Genomic DNA, 15,748 nt, shown 5'->3' with positions numbered 1-15,748 from the left:
GGTCACAAGGCACATCCCCCGACCCGAACACACCCCACATCACGCCCCCGAGCATGCCCCCGAACGCACCTGCGCGGCGGCACAGTTCGTGCCGCCGCGCAGGCCCTCACACCACCCCTTTGGAGCGACCTCCGGGTGCTCCCCGAAGGCCCCGCCTCACCAGAGGTTCGTGAAGTTGACCGTGGTGAGGTCGTTCGACTGGTCGATCGCCGTGAAGGCGGAGCCGTTCACCTGGGCGTTGTTGTTCTGGTTCGAGGCGCCGGAGCCGGTGGCCACTAGTTGGTTGGTCGCGGAGTTGCCGCTGTTGCTACCGCCGACGCCACTCCCCGTGATGGTCGCCACGCTGACGTTGGATCCGTCGTTCGCGAAGCCGCCGTTGTCGGCCGAGGCGACGCCGGAGAACAGCGCCATTGTCAGCGGGAGCGCGGCGGCGACGGCGATTACGCGAGCGGTACGGATGCTTGCCATGTCAATTCCTTCCAGAACCGGCAGGTGCCGGTAAGTGCGGCTTTTGCGAAGGCAGTTGGCCGACCGCCTCAGCGATGTTCACGACGTCGCGAGATCAGAGTTGCCCACCGAATCCCCGGCGAACCACCCTTCCCAGCACCTTTCCCTCGCAAGCGTGACGATGAGCCGATAAACCCCTTCACAGCTCCTTCTCCACCCCGCAGCCCCCACCCGACCCGGCACCGCACCCCAACTCCCGCCCCCACAACAGGCGAAGCGTTTCGGCACATTTTCAGCCAACCTCCCCAACCGCCCCGCACGCACCCAACACGCACCCGACACGCCGACCCCTCTTCCCGACTTCGAACACAAGTGCGAAACTAAAGTCATGGCCACCCCTGCCCGGCCCCCTGACCAGCCCCCTGACCGGCCCACCAGCACGCTGGCCCTCGCGCACGCGCTCTCCGCCGCCGAGCGCGGACTGGCCGTGATCCCGCTCTCCCGCACCAAGCTGCCCGCGCTCCGCTCGCCCCACCACGACGACCCGGCGGGGAGCCCCGTCTGCCACGGCGAGTGCGGCCGACCCGGCCACGGCGTGTACGACGCGACCACCGACCCCGCCCACATCCGACACCTGTTCGCCGCCGCCCCCTGGGCCACGGGTTACGGCATCGCCTGCGGTCTGCCCCCACACCACCTCGTAGGCATAGACATCGACACCAAGCCCGACCGATCCACCTCCACGGCCCTACGCGAACTCGCCCTGCGCCACCTGTTCACGATCCCCGACACCGTGGTCGTCCTCACCCCCAGCGGCGGCCGCCACCTCTGGCTCACCGGCCCGCCCGACCTCGTCATCCCCAACTCCGCGAGCCGCCTGGCCCCCGGAATCGACGTACGCGGCGCGGGCGGCTACCTGGTCGGCCCCGGCTCCCGTTCGGCCCACGGCGCCTACCGCACCGCCCCCGGCACCGCCCACCTGGCGCCCGCCCCCTGCCCACGCGCCCTACTCCGCCTCCTCGCGCCCCCGCCCGCACCCCACGACCGTGAAGCAGGCAACCGCCGGAGCAGCGGGAGCGACAGCGGCGGCCAGGGCCTGATCCAGTTCGTCCTCGCCGCCCGAGAAGGCCAGCGCAACACCCGCCTCTTCTGGGCCGCCTGCCGCGCCTACGAAACCGGCCTGGGCCCCACCCTCACCGAACCCCTCACCCACGCCGCCCGCCACACCGGCCTCCCCGAACACGAAGCCCGCGCCACCATCGCCTCAGCCGCCCGCCTCATACGCGGCCGGGGCCCGGCCAGCATCTGAGGAGCGACGCCAGATGGGGCACCCCGGAATCGGGGCACCCCTTCTGACCAGCGAAGGCGCTGAACCGCTGCGGTGCGTACGGCATTTGAGAATGCTGCGGACCGCCCGCGCGCTACTGCTGAGGCGGCTGGCCCTGACCTTGGTCCCCGCCCAGTTGCTCCTTGAGCTTGTCCTGGGCGGAGTCGACCTGGCTGCTGTACTTGCCTTGGGTCTTCTCGTCGACGAAGTCACCGGCCTTGTCGATGCCCTGCCCGGCCTGATCCTCATGACCCTTCAGCAGCTGCTTGAGCTTGTCCATCACAGACATCGTGGCCTCCTTGCCATGGCTTCAGCTCCCCCTCCAGGGTCACGGCCCATCGCACAGACCGCATCCGGAGCCGACGCGGCCCCTGTGAAGGATCGGGGGCAAGGCACATGAAGAAGGGGCACCCCAGAACTGAGGCGCCCCTACTGACCAGCGCATACGCTGACCTGCTGCGGTGGGTGTGGGATTTGAACCCACGGTGACTCGCGCCACGACGGTTTTCAAGAGCGTCGCGCCCTGAGCCTCCGCAGCACTCTGACCTGCCTCGATACGCGGCCAAGCGGCTCAACTGCCCGTACTGGCCCACACATGGCCCACAGCCGTCTGTACGGCGAGACGAAATGAAGCACGCCGCGTGGGTCGGCACCCGCTTTAGGAGTTCGATCAAGGCACCTCATAGCCGCTGGACCGTCACGCCACGGGTGGCGGTCTTCTTCCCCAGTGCTCCGCCTCGATCCGCCCGCGTCCGGGGTTGTTGATGTCAGCCATGGATGTCACCGACAAACCGCCGCAGCCGCCGCATGTCAGGCGCACACGGCTCCGGAGGGCCCTTCGCTCCTACGTATATGTGCAGGTCAGAGGGATCAAGATCCTTGAGTTTAGATGCCCAGTCCGCGAATAGTCCACGTGGGCTGATGCTGGCATGGGAGCTCTCGCTGGCACCGTTATAGCTGAGGGGCCCTGCCGTTAGCCGCTCGTCATCTGTTGCACTACGGATCGTAGCTCTGAGTCATCTTGTTGATCACGCCAACAAATAAACTGGGCGCGAATTCCATTCTCCCGAGCCTGTAGCAATGCATTGGCTGCGGGCTGAGAAAGGCGGACGTTAGCCACCATGATTGCTTTCCCGACGGCTGAAGTCATTCCGATGAATCTCTGGATTTCACGGACTGAGACAAGAGAGGTAGCGGGGCGGAATTTGATAGTGACGCTAACATGGTCCCCCCTGGGAATTGATAGACGCAAATCAAAACCTTCGTCCAGGGTGGCGAACTGCGCGCTCCCGCCAGACGGTAGGGCATCGGTGATACGCCGCTCGATCAATCGCTCGTAAACCTGCGCACTAATTTGAATAAACCATGGATCTTTGCTTGCGCCTGGGTCTACAGCCCTGAGAGCAGCGAGCCTTTCGATAGCGGCTTCCGGCGGAGTTTCCTCGATGCGCTCCAGCTCTTTTTTGCGTCTCTTGGCCAATGCGAAGCGGAGTTGCGTGTTGCCATGACCGAGGCTTTGCAGTGGGTTTCCGCTGACCAGCATGACCAGAAAAAGAGCGCCCACAAGGACGAGGGCAACGCTCCCGGCCTGATTGTCTGTCGTGAAAACAGCGACTGCCCCGGCGCTGGTCAAAGGAACACCTACGATGCTGGCCAGCGTTCGGGCCAATGTAGGCAAAGCCTCTGCTTCGGGCTCCTCGGGTGAGTCGGGCGGATCGGGATCAGCGGGTTCGGGCATGGCTGCAGTGTAGGAGCGCTCCTAGCATTTGTGGAGAGGCCGCCACGCATCTCGTGCTGATCAGCCTCGACGCGTCGTTGGTTAGAACATTGCTGATTGGTTGCTCGTCGCCTCCAGCCGGGCAGAAGATCTTTCCCCTCGATGCGAACTACGGGCGGGGAGGTCGCTGAGGTCTGCTGGACAGGTCAGGTAGTCCGCAAGAGACATGGGCGTCTGAAGCCAGTCACCAGGGTTGCTGTACTCCGCTGCTGTATGCGCGATGGCTTCGGAGGGCCCTTCGTTTGGTCGACAACGTGCTGGCCAGGCACCCTGGCCGGTCCAGTTGCCTACGGGCTGTCCACGGATAGTCCACGAGCTAGCGATGCCAGTGCGGTGCGAAGCTTGGAGGGGCGTCAACAGGCGTTCGGAGTACTGGTGGCGGTGAACGATTGTCGATCACGGTGACCACCGCTCCCGTCACCTCCTGCGCATGCGAGGTGGTTCATCACACGTATGGGTTTAGCTTCGGTCTAGCTGGACGCTTCCTAGTTGCTGACCTGCCAACTCGACTCGGACACGTGTTCGCTCGATGCGCTGTTTTGCGTTACTGCCTTAGCGCTGAAGGGAGTTGATGGTACGTCATGCTGACGAGACGTGTGGTTGGGCGGTACTCTGAGCTGATGCGGGATGGTGGCCTTTTAGGTCGGGGGGGATGCGTTGCATTGGCAGATGTTCTTATGCGGGGCTGCCGGTGGAGCCTTGGTGTCATTAGTGACGCTCTATAGGTATGTGCAGCTCAAGAGTCAGTGGCCATGGAAAGTCAAGGATGGCCCAACGATACCCATGTGGGTGACGGTTGAGCTGATCCGCATCGTACTGGGGGGTGGAGTTGCTTGGGGTCTCGCGGCTACGGGCCAGCTAGGCGCCCTTGGGGCAATCATGGTGGGTGCTGGTGCTCCGGCGATCATCGACAAGTGGCAGCTAGCCGCGCCCCAGGTGGCAGCTTCTGCCCAGGCAGAGCAGGCTAATCCTGGCCAGGTTAACGACGGAAGTGGTTCGAACGGGGTAAACATAGCTGCAAGCCCTTCGGCTGCTAGCGAAGGTGGTGTGTGAAGAATGAATCGTACTCAATTCTTCCAGGCGTTAGCCCATAAGGGGCCTGGCTATGAGGTCGAGGCATCCGACGCTGACACCTGGGTCGAGTCTAGGGGCAGCGTTGATCGGTTTCTCCACGCTCTGACGCACAGTGGACCTGGGTATACGCCACCGTCGCCCGGTGAAATTGCTGAAAACAAGAGCGCGGCTGCGAAGCGTGTCAAGGAACTAAAATTAGTCCTGCTTGAGGGCGTTGAAAAAGCTCTCTACGCGAAGGGGTACCTTGAAGCTGCGACCAAGGCCAGCGACCCGCAAGTTTGCATGGAGCAGATGACATTAGCGCGCGACGCGCTTCGTGACTTTGTGCATTACTTGCAAGTCGATATTGCTGTCGCTATGTCCGGAGTGAGGGAAACTATTAGCCCTCTTGATGTCCGGACTCGCTTCATGCTTCGCAGGACTGAGCGGGCTCTTAGGGAGCTCTTAAGTGCAGTAGATCCCTTCGTCCAGGCGCTCTCAGATGCAGGGAGGCGTCCGGAAAAATTCGAGCATAGTTCGCCACTCGGCACGCGGGAGGTCAAGCGGTCCATTGAGGCTTTCTCGCATTTAGCTGCCGTAAGGTGACGCTGGAGGTCGGCGGAGCGACTTTGACCGGGAGCTGCTTTGGCGCGAGTGATCATGGCCCCGTAAGCTTCCAGCGCGTCGGGCAGTCTGTGGACCTGCCCGGCAAAGCACGACGTTGGGGCCATGATCTTCGAGGCTCGCGCCAAAGTGGCTGGCTAAAGTCGCGGAGCCGACCACCCCAGCCACGGGGCACCGTCCACGGGAGCGGGAGAGCCGACACCGTGGGCAGGTGCTCAGTGGATGGAGGCTGGTCGGCGTGCGCGGCTGGTGGAGGCCAGCCACGCGAGCGAAGCGAGCCTTGACGAAGAAAGGAAAGTATGACCGCGCTCGGACAGTGACGGTCCGCAAGGGCGTTGCGCTGTGCGCACCTACACCACGTTGACCTGCTGGAACGTCGCCTCAACCCTTCCTCGTGGTGCTGCTGGCCCACATAGCCCATGAGACGCTGAAAGCCGTCATCGGTGTAGGCATGAGCCCCCTCTTACTGTGGCGCGGGGGCACAGGCGGCGATCCTGACCGGGGGATGGCGAAGGCGGCTCAAGTCACGCCGATTCTCGCCGGGGAGCCTCGGGAGCGAGGCGGCTCGTGAACCCGCGGGAAGCGAGCCGTTCGTACGCGCGGACCACGTCAGTGGGCACGTCCTGCGCAACCATGAACCCCTGAGCCGGGTAGATCAGCAGCCGTTGCAGGGAGCCAACGAGCATGTCAATCACACGGCGTGCGTCCTGGATCGCGTCGACATACTCGGCGAGCGTCATGGGGGTGGACGCGCTGACGAACTCGACCTCGGGCCAGAGCTTGCGCGCGGTGGCGTGGGCCCGTCGCTCCTCGTACGGCTTGCTGATGAGCAGCACCGACGACACATCGACCCCGTGTTCTTCGAGCAGATCGCGCGACAGGGTGATGTTCTGGCCGGTGTTCCGAGCGTTGGGCTCCACGAGGATGACGTTCGTCGGCACTCCCAGCTCAAGGGCGCGATCCCTGTAGTGCTCAGCCTCGCCGCGGGGCATGCGTTCCCGGGTTGTGCGGCTCGTGGCGCCCGTGAAGACGATCAGCGGCATCATCCCGCGCTGGTACAGGTCGACGGTCGTGTCGGCGACGCCGAGGTCATGACTGCCTAGGCCGATACCAACCGAACAGGGGCGCGGCTCGTGGCCCATCTGCTGGTAGTCCCACAAGAGGCGGGTATCTGCCCAGTCCTGTTCCGAGATCACGCTTGGCTCTCCTCTTCTGTGGCCCTGTCACGGGCGGAGTCGGGCACCTGGAACTCGTACTCCCACGCAAAGCGCGAGGCCGCGTGGATTCCGACGGCGAACTCAACCACCGTGCCATCTGCCGTGTACGTGGTCCGGTGAAGCTCGACCACGGGTTCGCTGGCAGGGAGCTGGAGAAGGCGTACCTCGTCTGCGGTGGGCACCCGAGCAAACACCGCTTCCTTCATGTGATCGATCTCGTACCCGGCGTCGTACAAGACGCGGTACCCGCCGCCACGCCCGGCAGGGCCGGGCGAGGGGTCGACGATGCGGGTCCCCTCAACGTGCTCGGGCCGGTAGTAGCTCGTCAGCGTGTGGGTTGGCTGCGCGCCTTCCTTCACGAGCCGGGCCCGGGCATACACGCCAGAGCCGACAGGAACTCCAAGCCCCTCGGCGACAAGGGTGGTCGCCTCGGTACGGCTCACGGTCTGAGTCTGCTCGTTGCGCTTGTAGGCCCGCCCCGATGCCACGCGGTCCGCGATGAACGCCACCTCGTCGCCGTCACGCCACTTCGCCTTGTCGTACCGGGCGATGCCGAGCCGCTTGAGAGGTGCCCGCAGGCGCACGACAGTGCCGTGACCACGCGACGACGTCACGAGCCCTTCCGCCTCCAGCGCCTTGTACGCCGCGTGAACGGTGGACTTAGAGCCTTCGCCCGCCTCCACCAGCTCTCTGATCTGGGGCAACTGGTCGCCCGGCGCGTAGTCGCCGTTCCTGATCTGTTCGGCGAACCGGTCCGCCAGCTCCCGCCACTTGGGTGCCACGCAGAACTCCTCTCGACACGCCCCAGTGAATCACAGTCCCAGGACTGTTGACAGTCCCAGGATTGCGGGTGCATTGTCTTCTCAAGGTGCCCGCAGTCCTGGGACAGCGAGTGGAAGGGGCCCTTCTTGGGGCTGCTTCACGCCGCACGAAAAGCGCAGGGCGGGGACGCTGCAATCCCGCTAAAGGCCAGGTGGAACAGGGTTTCGGCCCGTACTGGCGAGGTGGCCCGGTGACCGCGAGCAACGGCCGGAGGGTGGGGACACGGTCCCCTTTGCAGTGCGTATCCCCTGTTCAGCGAGTTGAAGGAGTGGCAGTGAGCCGACGAAAGCGTTGGGCACGGCCGTGATCGACCGGCACGGCCTCGCCGCTCCATTCCCGGTCTGCGAGCACCTCGCGGTGCTGCGGCCAGCCGGTCACCTTCCACGGACTCGCGGCGGCTAGCGCCGCGCCGGTTGCCTCCTCCGCCCGTCCGGTTCCGCGTACCTAGTGGTGCCGTACGGGCGGGGTCGCAGGGAGCTGGAATCCGCTGGCTCCATAACGGCGGGCGCCCCCGGAGTTGCAGCTCCGGGGGTGCTGTTCGGGCCGTTCCTTCGTGAAGGGACCTACGACCCATGAAGTACATCGGTGCTGTTCAGGCGGTTGTTACCGCCGACGTTCTCGACCGTGAGCCGACGGCTGCGGAGCTGGACGCGATCGAGCGGGAGATGCCGGTCATCCTGGCCGGGGTCGAGCTGCTGGACGCGCAGATCATCACGCTGGACCGGACCCCGACGGAGCTGGACGCGCGGCGTATCCGCCGGGCACGCCGCAAGGTGCTGGCCGCGCGGCGGGAGCTGGCCAACCGCACGGCCCGCCAGACGGCGGCCGGGGGTGCGGCATGAACCGCACGGGCAAGACGCTGCTCGTCCTGGCTCTGGTCGTGGTGGTCGCCATGGCGTTCCGGGTCTCCTGGAACGCGCTGCGGGACGTGGCCAAGGCCATCGGCGCTGACGCCACGGCCGCGATGCTGTACCCGTTCGTGGTCGACGGCCTGATGGCCCTGGCCCTGGTCGCCACCCTGGTGCTGGCCGGTCGCGACCGGCGCTTCGCGCTGCGGGTGCTGGCCGTCTACACGATCGCCTCCCTGGTCCTCAACTACGTGCACGGCCTCGTCCCGGAACTGCATGGCCGATCGGTCGAGTGGGGTCGACTGGCCGACTGGGACCCCGCCAACTGGGCGCTGGTACTGCTGGCCACCTCACTGCCGGTCGGGTCGATCTACTTCGGCTCGGACCTGGTCGCCAAGGTGCTGCACCACCGGCCCGCCCTGGTCCCCGCCGCAGACACGAATCCGGAGGAATCGACCGAGACCATCAGTAATCAGTCTATGGCTGACCTGCCGGAATCGACCCCGGTGCCGCGGCCCGCGAACCCGGTACGGATGCCGATCCCGGTGCCCGTTGGGTTCGTGAAGTCGACTCTGGCGCTCAAGCCGGTGTCGACGGCCGACCCGACCCCGGTGGCGGCGATCGAGCGGCACACCGTGGCGGCAGAGTCGACCCGCCCGCGTCGGGCGACCGGTCGGGTTCCCGAAGTTGCCCGATCGGCGCGACCCCGGCGCACTGCGGGCCAACTCCTCGCTGAGGCCCGTACGGTGACGGCCGATTGGCCGGACGCGAAGCTGACCGCTGAGGGCATCCGGCTGGCGGTGCATACCTCGCCGAAGAACGCCCGCACTCTGCGCGACACGCTGCGCGCCGAGCGGTCCGCCAGTCCCGCCGCGTCTGAGGCCGCGTGATGTCGGCCGCGTTCGGTAAGTGCTACGACCCGAGCGGCGCTCGGCACGGGATACCGACCTTCCCGTGGAAGTACGCTCCGGACGGCTACGCCACCCGCCGCCAACTGCGCGCCCAGGGCTTACGTCCTGGTGGTCAGCCGGTCGCGGCGCAGGTGATGCGGCGCTCCCGGCGCCGCAAGGGCGGGGTGGCCGTGGCCTACCTCTACCGCACCGACCTGGCCAAGCCGGTCCGGCCGATGACGTCGCGCAGGTGCGGGGCGCTGGCGCTGGCGATGCTGGCCCGCCGCACCTGCCCCGTCTGCCGGGTGGTCTACGGCTACTGCCTGCCGACCTCCCTCGGCATGTGCCTGCCGTGCCACGACTCCACCAGCTCCACCGCTCCGCCCCCATCGGCAACCACGCGTCCCCGAGGAGGGATTGATGATGGCCAAGGCTGACACGCGGCGCCTGGACCGCGCGATCCAGCAGACCACCCGCAAGCTCGACGCGGTCCGCAACCGTGAGCTGTGGCCGCTGGATGGCCGCGAGCGCCGCGCGGTCCTGGCGGCCCTGACCGGCGGCTCGGTGCGGGTCGTGCGGGGTCGCGGCACCGACCGCGCCGAACAGAAGCTGGACACGGCCTGGAGCGCCGCTGAAACCCGGCTGGTCGCGGAGATCGCCGCGTTGCAGACCGAACGAGCGCGGCTCGTGACCGAGGCCGCCACCACCAAGGCCGCCAAGAAGTCCTCCGGGTGGTGGTGACCGCAGCCCGACGGCGCCCTGCCCCGTCGTCGGGCTGACCCGCACCTTCCCCTGCCGGGGTGGCCGTCCTGTCACAGAACCGGCCACCCCGGTATGCCCTCACCTTCCCGCCCCCGAGTGGGGTGTTCAGGAGTCGTTGCGTCATGAGTGACAACGTCGTTCACCTGCACAAGAACCCCGACCCGCCGACCGGCGGCACCCGACCGGACCTGACGGTGGTCCCCGAACCGGCCGCACCCACACCGGTGCCGCTATGGGTGCGCTCCGGCCGCGCCCTGAAGACCTGCGCCACCCACGAGCGCACCCGCACCACTGGACGGGCGCTGGTCCGCCACAGCATGTACGTGGTCGGCGGTACGCGGATCGTGGCCCACCGCACCTGGGACGGGCGTACCGCCGCCCGCTACGAACGCATGCTGCGCGCAGCCGAAGCCGCAGGGAACTACGAGGTGGCCGCCGAGTGGGAGGAGCGCGGACAGCGCTACCGCGATGCCCGCCACCGGCGCCGCATGGACCTGCTCCACTCCCCGGTCGATGCGGCCAAGGGCATGGCGGTGGGCACCGGCATGGGGATCGGTGCCCTGGTCGGGCTCGGGGTGGTGCTGGCCGTGGCCACCAAGGACCCCGCCGACGTCCTCACCCCCCTGCTGGCCGTCATCGAGTTCATCCGCCTGCTCATCTGGATCGTGAGCATCGTGTGGGGCCCGCTGCTCACACTCGGCCCGATCCTGGCCCTGCTCGCCCTGTGGGCCGTCGGCCAGCGCCAGCAAGCCGCCCCACAGTGGGCGCTCCCGGCGAAGGCGCGCTCTGGCGAGGGTGAGCCGATTACGCCGTCCATCGTGGTCAAGGCCCTGCGTGACCTGGGGGTACCGGCGCTGCGGAGCGCCATCAAGGAGATGGGCGACGTCGGTGCGGCCATGCTCGGGCCGATCACCATCGCCGGATGCGGCGTGGAGGTCGACGTCACCCTGCCCTCGGGGGTCTCCACGATCGAGGTGCAAAACCGGCGCCGCAAGCTGGCGGAGAACCTCACCCGCCACGAACACGAAGTGTTCATCACCATCCCCCAGGCCGCCCGCACGGTGCGTCTGTGGGTTGCCGACTCGGGTGCGCTGGACGAGCCGATCGGTCCCTCCCCACTGGTCACCGACGACACGCTGACCGCCGACTACGCCAAGGGCCGCGCCCCCTGGGGCCAGGACCTGCGCGGCGATGCCGCGAGCTTGAGCCTGTATCAGCGGCACTTGCTGATCACCGGTCTGTCCAACCAGGGCAAGACCGTGGCCCTGCGCTCGCTGGCCCTGTGGCTGGCGCTGGATAAGTCGGTGCAGTTCCTGATGGGGGACCTCAAGGGCGTGGGCGACTGGGCGATGTTCGACGGGCTGGCCACCACCCTGATCCAGGGCCCGACCGACGACCACGTAATCCAGGTGACCGAGATGGTCGAGGGAGCGGTGGACGAGATGAACCGCCGTATCCAGGCCCCGCCCGGCACGACCTTCCCGCCTCTGATCGTCCTGGTCGACGAGGCGCAGATGGCGTTCATGTGCCCGGTCAAGGACGCGGACAAGCGCCCCTACGGCGGCGCGAAGTCCAACTCCCGTTACTTCATGGCCGTCCGCAAAATCCACAACCAAGGGCGTGCGGTCAACGTCCTGATGTGGCAGGGCACCCAGGACCCCACCGACCAGAACCTCCCCAAGCTCGTCCGCGAGGGCGCCCACACCCGCGCCTCCCTCGCCCTGGGCACCGAATCCCAGGCCCGCATGGCGCTCGGGGACAAGGCCGTCGACGGCGGCGCCGCCCCGAACCTGCTGCGCCCCGGCCTGGACCAGGGCACCCTGGTCCTCGCCTCCTCAGGCATCGACATCCCGGCCGGACAGTCGTCCATCACGGTGCGCACGCACTACATCGACGACGACGCGGCCAAAGCCCTCACCGACCGCGCCAAGGCGCTGCGCGACGGCGTCACCACCCTGCACACCATCGACCGCGGCGAGCAGCGCGACCCGCTCGCCGACATCGCCGACGTCATCGGGGACACGGCGCGGGTGCTGACCCAGGACGTCATCAAGCGGCTCGCCGCGCTGAACGCGGACGCCTACGGCAAGTGGTCGTTCCTCGACCTCAAGCGCGTACTCGACGGCACCGGAGCCGAGCCGTACAAGTCCGACGGCCGCATGGTCGTCGGACGCGACCGCGTCTCCCGCGCGCTCGCCAACCGCGACAGCGACGGTTCCGCTTCCGCCGACGGATGACAGGGAGCCACACCCGTCCGGGCCAGGGAGGCAGGGAGAACTCCCTGAACCCCTCCCTGGCCCGCCTCCCTGCCCCTGACCAGCATCAATGATCCATCAGGGAGGCAGGGAGGCCCGCAGGTCAACACCCCCGAAACCCCCTCCACAACACCCCCGACAGGGGGTGGTCCCGCCTCCCTGAACCCTCCTGAGAAGGGATTCCGGATGCACCCCGAGAACCCTGGCCACGCTCCCGACGAACGGGCCGTGACCGTCCACCAGCCCACCCCCGTGACGCCCCTCCTAGCGGCGCCGCTCGTGCCGGTGCAGGCCACCACCGTCCCGGCCGTGGCGAGCATCGTGCTGTCCGACGGGCGCATCGTCACCGGCTACGCCATCGAACCCGCCAAGCCTGAACCCGTCGCCGTGAAGCCGCCCGTCTCCCGCGCGGCGGTGAACATCGCCCTGGGCGGGATCGGGTTCGGCGCCCTGTGCGGCGGCCTGTTCCTGCTCACCGCGTTCATCGCCGCCCTGACCGCGCTCATCACCCAGCTCATCATCCTGGCCGCCGTCCTCTTCGGCGGCTACATCGCCCTCCAGATCCTCGGCACAAGCAGCCACAGCAGGGGCGGGAGCAGGACGACGGTCAACATCCGCAAGGCCGTCTTCAAACACAACCACTTCCACGGATGAGAGGAATCCTGCCCGTGTTCGAGATCCGCGCCATCTGCGCCCCCGACGACGAAAGCCGCGTCACCACCGCCCTGAACCAGGCATTCTCCCTGAAGTCTGTACGCGCCTACCCCACCCGCGACCGCACCCGGCTGCGGCTGTACGCCACCGCCGACCACCGGCCCGAGCCCGAGCAGTGGCCGACACCGGAAGAGGCGTACGCGCACGCCCCTAGCATCCTCAGCGAAATCGGCTGGACCACGCACATCCTCGCTTCCGCCGAGTACTTCACCGAGCTGGAACGGGACTACTACCTGCGCAAAGCCGCCGTGCTCGACCGCATCGCCCTCCAGGACGAGAACGACAGCGACGCCACCGAGGCCGCGGACGCCGCGGCCCTGTACCTGCTCGACACCGACCAACCGGGCGTCATCTGCGACCCGCGCGCCTACGTCCGCCAGCAGTACGCCGCCTGGGCAGCCAGCCAGTAGCTACGCCAAGGGCGGCCCGCGTCTCGCCAAAGCCTCGGGCCGCCCTTGTCCACCTGCCCATCAACTGACCTGTGGAGGTCTCCAGCATGACCCAACCCACCGACACCCGGCGAGTACCCGCCGGTGGTGAAGGCCTGAACGAACGCCAGCGCACCGCGCTGGACCTCGCCGCGTCCGGCGTGCCGGTACTGCCGTTGCGGGCCGGGAAGGTGCCGTTCGGCAACTGCCGCCGCTGCGCCGACAACGTGTGCGGCGGCCGACCGAACATGAAGACCCCCGGCCCCTGCACCTGCCCGGCGCCCTGCCACGCATGGGCCGCCGCCACCACCGACCCGGACATCATCAGCTCCGGCATCTGGCGCCGCGCGTGGGTACAGGCCACTGCGGTCGCCTATCACCCGGGCGGGGCGGGGCTGACGGTCGTCGACCTGGACAACGCCGACGCCATCACCTGGGCCCGCGAGAACCTGCCCGCCACACAGACCGTCCCCACCACCCGTGGCGAACACTGGCTCTACCTCGGTGCGATGCAGTCCTCCAACGCCGTACGGCCGGGCGTGGATATCAAGTCCACGATGGCCTACGCCCGCTGGCTCGGTCCCGGCACCGGCACCGGCACCACGACGGCGCTGCCCAACGCCGTGCGCGCGCTGGCCGCGAAGAAACCCCCTGCGGCCCGGCCCGCGCCACACGCCACCCCCGCGCCCACCCCGGCCCGGGGCGGGGAGTGCCGTCACCGCACGCCCGCCTATCTGGAGCGTGGCATCGCTATGGCCGAGCAGCGCATCGCCGAGGCCCGCGACGCGGTGCACGCCACCGTCTACCGCACGTTCCTCGCCGTGCTGTCCACACATGGCCGGTGCGGCTGCCTCACCGAGGCCCACATTGCGCGCCTGTTCACCGCCTCGCAGGCCAAGGGCGAATCGCCGCGGCACTGCACCGACGCGTGGGCCAACGCCCGGACCAGGTTGGGACTGTGACATGTCCGAGGACGAAAAGACCCCGGCCCGCGAGGTCATCGCGGACTACGCACAGCAGCACTTCCGGTACTTCCGCACCGCCGACGGCACCGTGTACGCGCAGAAGAACGGACACCCCGTGGCCCGCCCGATCCGCTCCCAGGGCACCTCAGGCAGTCACCGGCAAGAACTCATGGTCGGCCTCTTCCACGACGGACACGGCGTGTTCAACGGCACCGCGCTCAAGGAGGCGTTGGACTTGATCGAAGCCCTCGCGATGAACCAGGACGTACAGCAAGTGCACATCCGTGTCGCGCCCGGGTTCGACGGCGCGACCTGGCTGGACCTGGGCCGCACCGACGGGAAATCCGTCCGCATCCACCCCACCGGCTGGGACATCCGCACCCCCGACCCGCAAGAGGTGTGCTGGCGCCGCACCCAGCTCACCGGCGAACTCCCCCTGCCCGCCAAGGACACCGACGGCAAGGGCATCGACCTCCTGCTACGGCTGTCCAACTACGCCACCGCGGAGACCGAATGCCTGGCCCTCGTCTGGCTCATCGGCTGCCTCGGACCGTCCGCACCCGTACCCGCCCCCTTCCTCACCGGCCCCCAGGGCGCGGGCAAGTCCACGAGCGGGCGCATGCTCATGCGGATCATCGAGGGCATGAGCGGCGACCTGCGCCGCCCACCGAAGGACGAGGAGAACCTGATCGCGGCCGTGGCCGCCGGATGGGTCACCGCCCTGGACAACCTCTCCCACCTGGGCACAGACCTCTCCGACGCCATGTGCTGCATCGTCACCGGCGCCGAGAACATCAAGCGCGCGCTCTACACCGACGGCGACGTGGTCCGCTCCCGCTACCGCCGCCCCCTGCTCATGACCGGCATCGACGTCGGCGTCATCCGCCCCGACCTCGCCGAGCGCCTCCTCCCGCTACGCCTGGAACGGCCCAAGGTCCGGCGCACCGAGGCGGAGCTGTGGGCGGAGTACGAAGAGATCCTGCCCATCGTCCTCGGCTCGCTCCTCGACCTCACGGTCAAGGTCCGCGCGGCCGAGGCCGACATTCCCACTGACCTGCGCATGGCGGACTTCGCGCACCTGTGCGCGCAGTTCGACGCGGCGACCGGCCTGGGTGCGCTCACCGCGTACCGGGCCAGCCTGGACGACCTCAACGACGACGTCATCGAGGGCGACCTCCTCGCGCAAACCGTGCTCCAGCACGCCGCCAGCCTCAATGCGTGCGCAGAGGAACGGATGACCTCTGCTGAGTGGCTGCATGGCCTCACCCGCCTCTACAGCGGCGAAGACTGCCGTCCCCTGCCCAAGGGCTGGCCCACCACCGGCAAGGTCCTCTCCGACCGTCTCAAGCGCCTCCAGCCGACGCTCGCCGCCCGCGGCGTCCTCATCGACTGGGGACGCACCAACACGGCCCGCTACATCGAAATGAGCCGACCGTCCGCCCCGCCCGCGCCCGAGCAAGAGCAGGTGTTCTGACCTGCGGCGTCAGGGGCCGTCCGGACAAGCAAGAAGAGCACGCCGCGCGCGATGTGCTCCTCTTGCTGTTCGGCGGCTTGCCGCCGCGCGATGGTCGTGCCGCGAAGCGGCTCCTTCTTCGCTCTTCGCGCTTGAGAGCGCGCAC

At 67.8% G+C, this 15,748-nt stretch carries 15 protein-coding genes; 10 read left to right on the top strand and 5 right to left on the bottom strand.

Annotation, left to right across the window (positions count from 1 at the left end; genetic code table 11):
* Positions 1-156: 156 nt before the first annotated feature.
* Positions 157-468: a hypothetical protein gene (locus GCN81_RS31345; RefSeq protein WP_156727913.1), complete on the bottom strand. Its 312-nt coding sequence runs from the start codon at positions 466-468 to the stop codon at positions 157-159.
* A 367-nt stretch (positions 469-835) separates the two neighbouring features.
* Between GCN81_RS31345 and GCN81_RS31340 the strand changes: the two genes are divergently transcribed.
* The gene (locus GCN81_RS31340) at positions 836-1,756 is read left to right on the top strand and encodes a bifunctional DNA primase/polymerase (RefSeq protein WP_156727912.1); all 921 of its coding nucleotides are present in this window, start codon (positions 836-838) and stop codon (positions 1,754-1,756) included.
* Positions 1,757-1,868: 112 nt separating this feature from the next.
* On the opposite strand, the gene GCN81_RS31335 is transcribed toward GCN81_RS31340, so the two are convergent.
* From GCN81_RS31335 to GCN81_RS31320, 4 genes are all read right to left on the bottom strand, one after another.
* Positions 1,869-2,063, bottom strand: a complete 195-nt coding sequence (locus GCN81_RS31335) for an antitoxin (protein WP_156727911.1) — start codon at positions 2,061-2,063, stop codon at positions 1,869-1,871.
* A 684-nt stretch (positions 2,064-2,747) separates the two neighbouring features.
* Entirely contained in the window at positions 2,748-3,512 is a 765-nt protein-coding gene (locus tag GCN81_RS31330) for a hypothetical protein (RefSeq protein WP_156727910.1), read from the bottom strand.
* A 2,240-nt stretch (positions 3,513-5,752) separates the two neighbouring features.
* Positions 5,753-6,424 carry a YdcF family protein gene (locus tag GCN81_RS31325; RefSeq protein WP_156727909.1) on the bottom strand — a complete coding sequence of 224 codons (672 nt, stop codon included), beginning with the start codon at positions 6,422-6,424 and terminating at the stop codon, positions 5,753-5,755.
* On the bottom strand, positions 6,421-7,227 hold the full coding sequence (locus GCN81_RS31320; protein WP_156727908.1) for a GntR family transcriptional regulator: 807 nt from the start codon (positions 7,225-7,227) through the stop codon (positions 6,421-6,423). Before GCN81_RS31320 ends, GCN81_RS31325 begins: the two co-directional genes overlap by 4 nt.
* A gap of 612 nt (positions 7,228-7,839) precedes the next feature.
* Here GCN81_RS31320 and GCN81_RS31315 point away from each other — a divergent pair.
* The 9 genes from GCN81_RS31315 to GCN81_RS31275 all read left to right on the top strand — a co-directional run bounded on the left by GCN81_RS31315 (position 7,840) and on the right by GCN81_RS31275 (position 15,603).
* A complete protein-coding gene (locus tag GCN81_RS31315; protein WP_156727907.1) occupies positions 7,840-8,109 on the top strand; it encodes a DUF6284 family protein in 270 nt (89 codons plus the stop codon).
* The gene (locus GCN81_RS31310; protein WP_156727906.1) at positions 8,106-9,005 is read left to right on the top strand and encodes a DUF2637 domain-containing protein; all 900 of its coding nucleotides are present in this window, start codon (positions 8,106-8,108) and stop codon (positions 9,003-9,005) included. Before GCN81_RS31315 ends, GCN81_RS31310 begins: the two co-directional genes overlap by 4 nt.
* Positions 9,005-9,442: an RRQRL motif-containing zinc-binding protein gene (locus GCN81_RS31305; protein WP_231627091.1), complete on the top strand. Its 438-nt coding sequence runs from the start codon at positions 9,005-9,007 to the stop codon at positions 9,440-9,442. The genes GCN81_RS31310 and GCN81_RS31305 overlap by 1 nt, the downstream gene beginning before the upstream one ends.
* Positions 9,429-9,746 (top strand): hypothetical protein, encoded by a 318-nt coding sequence (locus tag GCN81_RS31300; protein ID WP_156728018.1) that lies wholly within the window; start codon positions 9,429-9,431, stop codon positions 9,744-9,746. The genes GCN81_RS31305 and GCN81_RS31300 overlap by 14 nt, the downstream gene beginning before the upstream one ends.
* 143 nt (positions 9,747-9,889) lie before the next feature.
* Positions 9,890-12,004, top strand: a complete 2,115-nt coding sequence (locus GCN81_RS31295; RefSeq protein WP_156727905.1) for an FtsK/SpoIIIE domain-containing protein — start codon at positions 9,890-9,892, stop codon at positions 12,002-12,004.
* A gap of 204 nt (positions 12,005-12,208) precedes the next feature.
* Positions 12,209-12,676, top strand: a complete 468-nt coding sequence (locus tag GCN81_RS31290) for a hypothetical protein (RefSeq protein ID WP_156727904.1) — start codon at positions 12,209-12,211, stop codon at positions 12,674-12,676.
* A gap of 14 nt (positions 12,677-12,690) precedes the next feature.
* Positions 12,691-13,146, top strand: coding sequence for a hypothetical protein (locus tag GCN81_RS31285; protein ID WP_156727903.1), 456 nt, complete (start codon positions 12,691-12,693; stop codon positions 13,144-13,146).
* An 86-nt stretch (positions 13,147-13,232) separates the two neighbouring features.
* Positions 13,233-14,126, top strand: coding sequence for a bifunctional DNA primase/polymerase (locus GCN81_RS31280; protein ID WP_156727902.1), 894 nt, complete (start codon positions 13,233-13,235; stop codon positions 14,124-14,126).
* Between the two features lies 1 nt (position 14,127).
* A complete protein-coding gene (locus tag GCN81_RS31275; protein WP_156727901.1) occupies positions 14,128-15,603 on the top strand; it encodes an ATP-binding protein in 1,476 nt (491 codons plus the stop codon).
* Positions 15,604-15,748: the final 145 nt, after the last annotated feature.

Source organism: Streptomyces apocyni, assembly GCF_009739465.1.
Classification (GTDB): Bacteria; Actinomycetota; Actinomycetes; order Streptomycetales; family Streptomycetaceae; genus Streptomyces; species Streptomyces apocyni.
Note: the sequence above shows the minus strand (reverse complement) of the source record. Positions and strands in the feature narration are given on the sequence as shown.

What these genes read in the sequence shown, in the direction of transcription:
- GCN81_RS31280 (WP_156727902.1), top strand. Translation starts at nt 13,233, where the DNA reads ATGACCCAACCCACCGACACCCGGCGAGTACCCGCCGGTGGTGAAGGC.
- GCN81_RS31310 (WP_156727906.1), top strand. Translation starts at nt 8,106, where the DNA reads ATGAACCGCACGGGCAAGACGCTGCTCGTCCTGGCTCTGGTCGTGGTG.
- GCN81_RS31300 (WP_156728018.1), top strand. Translation starts at nt 9,429, where the DNA reads ATGGCCAAGGCTGACACGCGGCGCCTGGACCGCGCGATCCAGCAGACC.
- GCN81_RS31295 (WP_156727905.1), top strand. Translation starts at nt 9,890, where the DNA reads ATGAGTGACAACGTCGTTCACCTGCACAAGAACCCCGACCCGCCGACC.
- GCN81_RS31305 (WP_231627091.1), top strand. Translation starts at nt 9,005, where the DNA reads ATGTCGGCCGCGTTCGGTAAGTGCTACGACCCGAGCGGCGCTCGGCAC.
- GCN81_RS31335 (WP_156727911.1), bottom strand. Translation starts at nt 2,063, where the DNA reads ATGTCTGTGATGGACAAGCTCAAGCAGCTGCTGAAGGGTCATGAGGAT.
- GCN81_RS31290 (WP_156727904.1), top strand. Translation starts at nt 12,209, where the DNA reads ATGCACCCCGAGAACCCTGGCCACGCTCCCGACGAACGGGCCGTGACC.
- GCN81_RS31315 (WP_156727907.1), top strand. Translation starts at nt 7,840, where the DNA reads ATGAAGTACATCGGTGCTGTTCAGGCGGTTGTTACCGCCGACGTTCTC.
- GCN81_RS31340 (WP_156727912.1), top strand. Translation starts at nt 836, where the DNA reads ATGGCCACCCCTGCCCGGCCCCCTGACCAGCCCCCTGACCGGCCCACC.
- GCN81_RS31330 (WP_156727910.1), bottom strand. Translation starts at nt 3,512, where the DNA reads ATGCCCGAACCCGCTGATCCCGATCCGCCCGACTCACCCGAGGAGCCC.
- GCN81_RS31275 (WP_156727901.1), top strand. Translation starts at nt 14,128, where the DNA reads ATGTCCGAGGACGAAAAGACCCCGGCCCGCGAGGTCATCGCGGACTAC.
- GCN81_RS31345 (WP_156727913.1), bottom strand. Translation starts at nt 468, where the DNA reads ATGGCAAGCATCCGTACCGCTCGCGTAATCGCCGTCGCCGCCGCGCTC.